9 protein-coding genes are annotated in these 8,870 nt (G+C 67.2%); 3 read left to right on the top strand and 6 right to left on the bottom strand.

Annotated elements, in window-relative coordinates; all coding sequences use genetic code 11:
• From carB to pyrR, 5 genes are all read right to left on the bottom strand, one after another.
• A partial coding sequence (gene carB / locus Q4G50_RS13970; RefSeq protein ID WP_303378262.1) for a carbamoyl-phosphate synthase large subunit occupies nt 1–1,901 on the bottom strand: 1,901 nt, incomplete at its 3' end.
• Nucleotides 1,902–1,923: 22 nt separating this feature from the next.
• A complete protein-coding gene (gene carA, locus Q4G50_RS13975) occupies nt 1,924–3,105 on the bottom strand; it encodes a glutamine-hydrolyzing carbamoyl-phosphate synthase small subunit (RefSeq protein ID WP_303378263.1) in 1,182 nt (393 codons plus the stop codon).
• Between the two features lie 3 nt (nt 3,106–3,108).
• Nucleotides 3,109–4,464 carry a dihydroorotase gene (locus Q4G50_RS13980; RefSeq protein ID WP_303378264.1) on the bottom strand — a complete coding sequence of 452 codons (1,356 nt, stop codon included), beginning with the start codon at nt 4,462–4,464 and terminating at the stop codon, nt 3,109–3,111.
• Entirely contained in the window at nt 4,457–5,398 is a 942-nt protein-coding gene (locus Q4G50_RS13985; protein ID WP_303378265.1) for an aspartate carbamoyltransferase catalytic subunit, read from the bottom strand. The genes Q4G50_RS13980 and Q4G50_RS13985 overlap by 8 nt, the downstream gene beginning before the upstream one ends.
• The gene (gene pyrR / locus Q4G50_RS13990) at nt 5,398–5,976 is read right to left on the bottom strand and encodes a bifunctional pyr operon transcriptional regulator/uracil phosphoribosyltransferase PyrR (protein WP_303378266.1); all 579 of its coding nucleotides are present in this window, start codon (nt 5,974–5,976) and stop codon (nt 5,398–5,400) included. The genes Q4G50_RS13985 and pyrR overlap by 1 nt, the downstream gene beginning before the upstream one ends.
• A 159-nt stretch (nt 5,977–6,135) precedes the next feature.
• Here pyrR and Q4G50_RS13995 point away from each other — a divergent pair, with 159 nt between their 5' ends.
• Genes Q4G50_RS13995 through Q4G50_RS14005 form a run of 3 tightly spaced genes read left to right on the top strand, consistent with a single transcriptional unit; the run spans nt 6,136 to nt 8,487 of the window.
• Nucleotides 6,136–7,530: a TIGR01777 family oxidoreductase gene (locus Q4G50_RS13995; protein ID WP_303378267.1), complete on the top strand. Its 1,395-nt coding sequence runs from the start codon at nt 6,136–6,138 to the stop codon at nt 7,528–7,530.
• A complete protein-coding gene (locus tag Q4G50_RS14000; protein ID WP_303378268.1) occupies nt 7,527–8,030 on the top strand; it encodes a YbjN domain-containing protein in 504 nt (167 codons plus the stop codon). The genes Q4G50_RS13995 and Q4G50_RS14000 overlap by 4 nt, the downstream gene beginning before the upstream one ends.
• Nucleotides 8,023–8,487, top strand: coding sequence for a YbjN domain-containing protein (locus Q4G50_RS14005; protein ID WP_303378269.1), 465 nt, complete (start codon nt 8,023–8,025; stop codon nt 8,485–8,487). Before Q4G50_RS14000 ends, Q4G50_RS14005 begins: the two co-directional genes overlap by 8 nt.
• Before the next feature lies 1 nt (nt 8,488).
• Here Q4G50_RS14005 and Q4G50_RS14010 read toward each other — a convergent pair whose 3' ends face one another.
• Nucleotides 8,489–8,632 (bottom strand): hypothetical protein, encoded by a 144-nt coding sequence (locus tag Q4G50_RS14010; protein WP_303378270.1) that lies wholly within the window; start codon nt 8,630–8,632, stop codon nt 8,489–8,491.
• Nucleotides 8,633–8,870 lie beyond the last annotated feature (238 nt).

The raw sequence follows: 8,870 nt of genomic DNA on the forward strand, positions 1-8,870 counted from the left end.
GTCAGCGGCTCGAAGTAGAGGCGGTCGGCGGTGTCGTAGTCGGTGGAGACGGTCTCCGGGTTGCAGTTGACCATGACGGTCTCATACCCGATGCGGGAGAGCTCCAGGGCGGCGTGGACGCAGGAGTAGTCAAACTCGATGCCCTGGCCGATGCGGTTCGGGCCGGAGCCGAGGATGATGACCTTCTCGCGCTCGGTTTGCGGCGCGACCTCGGACTCGGCACCCGGGTCGAGCTCGTAGGCTGAGTAGTGGTAGGGAGTCTGGGCCTCGAACTCTGCCGCGCACGTGTCGACGGTCTTGTACACCGGGCGGATACCCAGCGACCAGCGCAGACGACGCACGCCTTCTTCACCGGCGAACTCCGGGCGCAGGGCGGCGATCTGGGCGTCGGACAGGCCGAGGTACTTGGCTTCGCGGAGGAGGGCCTCGTCGAGGACGGGGGCGTCGATAAGCTCCGAACGGAAATCCACCAGGGCCTTGAGCTCGGCGAGGAACCACGGGTCGACGTCGCAGGCTGCGTGGAGCTCGTCGACGGTGGCGCCGAGGCGCAGGGCGAGTTCCATGTCGTAGAGGCGGCCGTCGGTGGGACGCTTGAGGTCGGCGAGAACGGCCGGCAGGTCGGTAGCGCGCTCACCGGCGAAGTACTCATCCGGGCGGGTCCAGAAACCGTTCGGCTTGGACTCCAGCGAACGCATGACCTTGTTGAGGCCAGCGATGTAGTTGCGGCCGATGCCCATGGCCTCACCGACGGATTTCATGGTGGTGGTCAGGGTGTCCTCGGCGCCGGGGAACTTCTCGAAGGCAAAGCGCGGGGCCTTGACGATGACGTAGTCCAGCGCCGGCTCGAAGGCGGCCGGGGTGACGCCGGTGATGTCGTTGGTGATCTCGTCGAGGGTGTAGCCGATGGCGAGCTTCGCTGCAATCTTGGCGATCGGGAAGCCGGTGGCCTTCGACGCGAGCGCGGAGGAGCGGGAGACGCGCGGGTTCATCTCGATGGTGATGCAGCGGCCGTCGGCGGGGTTGATGGCGAACTGGATGTTGCAGCCGCCGGTGTCGACGCCGACTTCGCGGATGATGGCGATGCCGAGGTCGCGCAGTTCCTGGAACTCGCGGTCGGTGAGCGTCAGGGCCGGGGCGACGGTGACAGAATCGCCGGTGTGGACACCCATGGCGTCGACGTTTTCGATGGAGGCGATGACGATGACGTTGTCGTCCGCATCACGCATGAGCTCGAGCTCGAATTCCTTCCAGCCGAGGATGGACTCCTCGATGAGGACGTTGGCCTCAGGCGAGGCGGCGAGGCCGCCACCGGCGATGCGCTCGAGGTCCTCGTTGTTGTAGGCGAGGCCGGAGCCGAGGCCACCCATTGTGAAGGAGGGGCGGACGACGACGGGCAGGCCGAGTTCGGCGACGGTGGCGTGGACCTCCTCCATGTTGTGGCAGACCCGGGAGCGGGCGGATTCGCCGCCGACGGAGGCGACGATGTCCTTGAACATCTGGCGGTCCTCGCCGCGCTGGATGGCGGGGATGTCGGCGCCGATGAGTTCGACGTTGTACTTCTCCAGGATGCCGAGGCGGTCAAGTTGGATCGCGGCGTTGAGCGCGGTCTGGCCGCCGAGGGTGGCGAGCACCGCGTCGATCGGGTGGCCCTGCTCGGCTTCCTTGATGAAGATCTTCTCGATGTACTCGGGCTGGATCGGCTCGACGTAGGTGTGGTCGGCGAACTCCGGGTCGGTCATGATGGTGGCCGGGTTGGAGTTGATGAGGGTGACCCGCAGGCCCTCCTCCTTGAGAACGCGGCACGCCTGGGTGCCGGAGTAGTCGAACTCGCAGGCCTGGCCGATGACGATCGGGCCGGAGCCGATGACCAGGACGTGCTTGATGTCTGTGCGCTTGGGCATGGTTTTCCTTTTCCTGGTTTCTTTACTTCTCGACGCCCGCGTGGGCATCCATCAGCTCAATGAACTGGTCGAACAGCGGGTTGGCGTCACGGGGGCCGGCGGCAGATTCGGGGTGGTACTGGACGGAGAAGGCTCGGCCGTCGACCAGCGCGACACCTTCGACGGTGTCGTCGTTGAGGCAGATGTGGGTGACCCGGGCCGGACCGAAGTCGGTGTCGAAGGTCTCCCCCTCCGGGGCGCGCAGGGCGAAGCCGTGGTTCTGGGAGGTGATGTCGATCTTGCCGGTGATGATGTTCTTCACGGGCACGTTGATGCCGCGGTGGCCGAACTTCAGCTTGTAGGTGTCCATACCGAAGGCGCGGCCGAGGATCTGGTTGCCGAAGCAGATGCCGAACAGCGGCCACCCCGCCTCAATGATCTTGCGGGTGGTGGCGACCATGTCGTCGGCGGTGGCCGGGTCTCCGGGGCCGTTGGACAGGAACACGCCGTCCGGTGAGTACTGCGCCAGGTCCTCGAAGGGGGTGTCGGCGGGGACGACGACGGTGCGGATGCCGCGCTTGGCGAACTGCTCCGGCGTCGCCGACTTCACGCCCAGGTCGTAGGCGACGACGGTGTAGCGCTCCTCGCCCTCGGCGGGGACCTCGTAAACCTCGTTGGTGGTGACCTCGCCGGTGAGATCCGCGCCCTTCATGGACGGCTGGGCCGCCACCTCGGCGATGAGGGCCTCGACGGGGCGGTCGGCGTTCTCCCCGGTGAAGATGCCGGCGGGCTGCGCGCCGTTGTCACGCAGGTGACGGACCAGGGCCCGCGTATCGACGCCGCGGATACCCACCAGGCCCTGCTCTGCCATCTCCTCGGGCAGGCTGCGCTCCGCGCGCCAGTTGGACACGCGGTGGGCGAGGTCACGGATGACCAGGCCAGCGGCCCAGATGCGCCCGTCGCGGGACTCGTTGTCCTCGTCGTTCCAGCCGGTGTTGCCGATCTGGGGGGCGGTGGCCACGACGATCTGGCGGTGGAAGGAGGGGTCGGTGAGGGTCTCCTGGTAGCCGGTCATGGCGGTGGTGAACACGGCCTCGCCGAGGGCCTTGCCGGTGGCGCCGAAGCTGAAGCCGCGGAAGGTGCGGCCGTCGGCAAGCACGAGCACGGCCGGGATGCGGGAGGAGGTGGAGGACGTCAAGGCGTCACCTTTCACATAGTTGTTCATGTCTTAGTTCTCTTCGCGCGGGCTCGCGGCGACACCGTCGACGCAGGTGAGGCGTCCGCGCAGGACGGTGGTGGTCACGCGGGCGGAAAACTCCATGCCCTCGTAGGGGGTGTTCTCCGCCTTGGAGGCCATGTCCTCACCGCGGGCGATCCAGGTGCTGCCCGGATCGACGATGGTGAGGTTGGCGGGCTCACCGACGGCGATGGGGCGGCCGTGGCCGGGCAGGCGGACGATCTCGGCGGGGCGCTCGCTCATCACCTTGGCCACCCAACGCCAGTCGGCCTGGCCGGTGGCAACGAACAGCTCCGCGACGATCGCCAGCGACGTCTCCAGGCCCAGCATGCCGGGCTTGGCGTACTCGAACTCGACGCACTTTTCCTCGGAGCCGTGCGGGGCGTGGTCGGTGGCAACACAGTCGATGGTGCCGTTAAGGAGCGCCTCGCGCAGTGCCAGGGTGTCGTGCTCCTCACGCAGCGGCGGGTTGACGCGGTAGCGGCCGTCGTAGGTGTGCAGCTTCTCGTCGGTGAGCAGCAGGTGGTGCGGGGTAACCTCGGCGGTCATGGGAATACCCTGATCCTTCGCCCACTTGACCAGTTCGACGGAGCCGGTGGTGGAGGCGTGGCAGATGTGGACACGGTTGCCGTAGTCGCGGGCCAGCAGCGCGTCACGCGCCACGATGGACTCCTCGGCGGCGCGCGGCCAACCGCGCAGGCCCAGCTTGGCGGCGGTCTCGCCCTCATGGGCCACCGAGCCCTGGGTCAGGCGCGGCTCCTCGGCGTGCTGGGCGAGCAGCACGTCCTGGCCCTTGGCGTACTCCAGGGCCCGGCGCATGAGCTGCGGGTCGTCGACGCACTTGCCGTCGTCGGAGAACATCCGCACCTTGGCCTGGGAGCCAGCCATCATGCCGAACTCGGTGAGCTCGCGCCCTTCCAGCCCCTTGGTGATGGAGCCGATCGGGTGGACGTCGCACAGCGCGGCGTGCTGGCCCTTGAGCCACACGGACTCGGCGATGACCGGCTGGTCCATCACCGGCATGGTGTTGGCCATGGTGAACACCGCGGTGAAGCCACCTTTGGCGGCGGCCTGGGAGCCGGTGATGATGGTCTCGGTGTCCTCGCGGCCCGGCTCGCGCAGGTGGACGTGGATGTCCACCAGCCCGGGGAGCAGGACATGGCCCTGGCCTTCGACGGTGCGGTCGGCCTCCACGTCCGGGGAGGCGTCGAGGTCGACGATGACGCCGTCTTCGATAAGGACGGTGACGGGGTCACCCTCGCCGTACAACCGGACGTCGACAAGCTTGAGGGTGCCGGCCTCGACGGCGGCGAGCGGACCGGTGACCGGGTAGGAAGTGTCAGTCATTGAGGGCTCCATCGGTGGCGAGCAGGGTGAACAGGACGGCCATGCGCAGGTGGACACCGTTGTTCACCTGCTGCAGAACGGCGGCGTTGTCGTAGTCGGCGACTGCGTGGTTGATCTCCATGCCGCGCAGCATCGGGCCGGGGTGCATGATGATCGCCCCCTCCTTCATCGTCGCCGCGCGCGCCTTCGACAGGCCGTAGAGGGTGGCGTACTCGCGGTGCGAGGGGAAGAAACCGCCCTGCATGCGCTCCTGCTGGACGCGCAGCATCATCACCACGTCAGCCCCGGGGATCTCCGCGTCGAAGTCATGGGAGGTGCGCACCGGCCAGTTTTCCACGCCGTAGGGCAGCAGCGTCGGCGGGGCGACGAGGGTGACGTCGACACCCAGGGCAGCGAGCAGGTCGACGTTGGAGCGCACGACGCGGGAGTGCAGGATGTCGCCGACGATGAGGACCTTCTTGCCCTCGATGTCGCCGATGCGCTGGCGGATGGTCACAGCATCAAGCAGCGCCTGGGTGGGGTGCTGGTGGGAACCGTCACCGGCGTTGATCACCGAGGTGTGGTAGCCGTTCTCGCCGATCCAATCGGCGACCAGCTGCGCCGCACCGGAGGAGGGATGGCGCATGACGATGGCGTCCGCTCCGATCGACGCGAGGGTCAAGGCGGTGTCCTTGAGGGACTCGCCCTTCTTCACCGAGGAGGAGGAGGCCGACAGGTTGATCACATCGGCGCTCATCCACTTGCCGGCGGTCTCGAAGGAGGAGCGGGTGCGGGTGGAGTTCTCGTAGAACAGGGAGTAGATCGTGCGGCCACGCAGAGTGGGCAGCTTCTTGATCTCGCGGCCCTCCAGGGCTTCCCGGAAGCGATCGGCCTCATCCATGAGGCCGATGATCTCCTCCCGCGACAGATCAGAGATGGACAGCAGGTGCTTCATCAGGTGTTCTCCCGGTCGTTGCGGGTCAGGATGACGGCGTCGCGGCCGTCGATGGCCTCCAGCAGCACGGCGACGTCCTCGCTGCTCGAGGTGGGCAGGTTTTTGCCGACATAGTCCGCCCGGATCGGCAGCTGCCGGTGCCCGCGGTCCACGAGGACGGCGAGCTGGATGTTCCCCGGGCGGCCGATATCGCGCAGCGCGTCGAGGGCGGCGCGGATGGTGCGGCCGGAGTACAGGACATCATCGACCAGCACGACAGTCGTGCCGTCGATGCCGCCGGTGGGGATCCGCGTCGGGCGCAGCGCGCGATGCGGCTTATTGCGCAGGTCATCGCGGTACAGGGTGATATCAAGCGCCCCGACGGGCACCGCGACACCCGAAAATTCCTCGATCTTGGCTGCCAGCCTCTCGGCCAGGGGCACACCCCCCGATGGGATGCCCAGCAGCATGACTCTACCGGCGTCGGGCGAATCCAACGCCGTCTTCTCAATGATCTGGTGCGCGATGCGTGCGACCGTGCGCGAAACATCATCAGAGCCGAGCAGCTCGATGGTTCTCGCGTCCGTGCTTTCACTCATCGTGACCTCCTTCCCCGCCTCTCTGTGCGGAACTTAAAGGATGTCGGACACAGACGAACTGCGCCCATGGGTGTCTATGCTTAGGAGACTGCAGCCGATATTAGCACCCGGCGCCCCACCCATGTGAGTGCGCCGACCGAGAAGAGGGAGCCCCCACCCGTGAGCCTGACCACAAGCCACGTCGTTCCCGCACCGCGCGAGCAGGTGTGGGAGTGGCACACCCGCCCCGGTGCCCTCGTCCGGCTATCACCCCCCTTCCTGCCGATGACACCCATGAAGCAGGCCGACAAGCTTTCCGACGGCACCACCATCTTCGGCCTGCCCGCCGGCCTGAAGTGGGTCTCACGCCATGACCTGTCGAACTTCCGGCGCGGCTACCGCTTCACCGACGTGTGCACCTCCGCGCCGATCAAGACCCTGGCCAACTGGCGCCACGTCCACGAGTTCGCCGACCATGAAGACGGCACCCTGATCACCGACACGGTGCGCACCCGCCTGCCCGCGGCCGCGATGGGCACGTTTTTCGCCTACCGCCAGCAGCAGCTGATCAATGATTTCCTCTTCCTCGACCGGGTCGCACACCTGCAGCCGGAAAAGCCGCTGCGCATCGGCCTCACCGGCTCCCGCGGCCTGGTCGGGCGCGCTGTCATGGCACAGCTGGGCACCGCCGGGCACGAGGTCATCCAGCTCGTCCGGAAAAACGCCAAGCCCTACCAGCGCGTGTGGGACCCCTTCCACCCGGCCCCTGATCTGCTCGAGGGCCTGGACGTGCTCATCCACCTGGCTGGCGAGCCGATCTTCGGCCGTTTCACCGAGGGCCACAAGCAGGCGATCCGCGATTCGCGCATCACCCCCACCAACCGTCTGGCCCGCCTCGTCGCCGATTCCCCGTCGGTGCACACGATGATCGCCGCCTCCGCGGTGGGCTTCTACGGCTCGGACCGCGGCGATGAGCTCCTCACGGAATCCTCCGAACGCGGCGAGGGATTCCTGGCCGACGTGGTCAACGACTGGGAGGCCGCGACGATCGTGGCCGCGCAGGCCGGTAAGCGCGTACTCAACGTCCGCTTCGGCTCCATCATGTCCGGCATTTCCGGGATGCTGCCGGTGCTCAAGGGATTGTTCTCCACCGGCCTGGGCGGCAGCTTCGGCGACGGGCAGATCTGGTTCCCGTGGGTCTCGCTCGATGACGCCACCGACATCCTCACCCGCGGTGTGCTCGACAACACCTGGTCCGGCCCCGTCAACGCCGTCTCCCCCACCGAGACCCTCAACGCGGATCTCACCGCCGCCCTGTCTTCCCAGCTGCGCCGCCCCGCGTTCATCCCCATCCCCTCGATCGGCCCGGCCATCGTCCTCGGCCGACAGGGCGCGCAAGAACTCGCCCTGGCCAATCAGCGCGTCACCCCCCAGATGCTTATCGACGCCGACCACACCTTCCGCTACCCCACCCTCGACCGGGCGCTCGCCCACGAGTTGGGCGGGGAGGATCTCTTCGACAAGGTCCGCGAGCTCGAAGCACGCGAGGAAAAGCAGCTAGGGTTGGACGGGTGACTTCGACACCTCAATCCCCCATCCCTGACACCCCCGTCGAGCCGGTGACCCCGGAGCGCATCTCCGAGCTTCTCGACGCCGAGAGCCTCCAGCACCGCCTCGAGTCCGCCCCCGTCGCCGCCGGCGAGGAGCCGACCACCCTGGTGCGCACCGGTTTTCTCAACACCGCGATCGCCATCAGCATCGACGGCACCCAGCTGGTGTGCGACTCAATGTGGCGCGGCGAGGTGCCCAAGGACGATGCTCCGAAGGTCCTGGGGCTGTGCAACGCCTGGAACCAGTCCAACTTCATGCCCACCCTGCGGTTCTTCGAGAACTCCGCCGGCGGCGGCCATCTGACGGTCAGCGCCCACCGCCAGGTCGACATCACCCACGGCATGTCACGCAACCAGATCGGCGCTTTCGTCATGTCCACTTTCGACGGCCTGCTGCGCGCCTATGAATTCGTTGAGGGCCAGTTCCCGGAGCTGGTCACCTGGGAGGAGCCCACCCATGACTAATCTCACCCCCGTCACCCTCGACCGCGTCGTCGAGACCATGAAGTCCTTCGACGTAGACCTAGAGTCCCTCGGCGATGACGGTGTCGCCGCAGTCGCCAACCTCAATGACACGGCCATGACCTTCGCGGTGCTGGGATCCTCGCTCATCGTCCGCGGTGATGTGGTCACCGACCGCACGCTGGCCGATGCTGATCCGACTCTCCACCTGGCCGCCAACCAGATCAACTCGGTGACCTTCGGCGCCCGCGCCACCATCGCCGAGCACGCCGAGAATCTCATCGTGCGCACCGAGCGCGACATCCCCATCGCCGCCGGCATGAACGGCGAGCAGCTAAAGACCTCCCTGCGGGGTGCCGTCGACGCCGTGCTCGCCGCCCAGGACGGCCTCAAAGCTGCCGCCGAGGACCTTGAGGAACTGCGCAAGCAGGTCGAGGCCGAACTCGACGGCCAGGCCTGAGTCAGGCCCGCGGCACGATCACCAGGTCCTGCCGGGTGCCCGCCCGCACGATGTCGGCATCGAGGCCGAAGAGCCGGGCCACGGCGCCGCTGTCCAGGGTCTCCGCTGGGCGGCCCGTTGCCACCACCTCTCCGTCGTTCATCACCGCCAGGTGATCCGCGAAACGCAGGGCCTGCTGCAGGTCATGCAGCTATAGGATGCCGCTATTACGTAGGGACTGGAGGGCTTAACAAGGATGACGTCGGGCTACCCCCGCGCTGCTCACGGATTCACTGTTTCCATCAGATCTGAGCTGGCCCACGCTTAGAGTCACAGGTGTCACCATCAACCCACAAGGAGACCCACGTGACACCCCTGACACGCCTCGCCGCCTCCACCGCGGC

Source organism: Corynebacterium sp., assembly GCF_030538285.1.
Lineage (GTDB): Bacteria > Actinomycetota > Actinomycetes > Mycobacteriales > Mycobacteriaceae > Corynebacterium.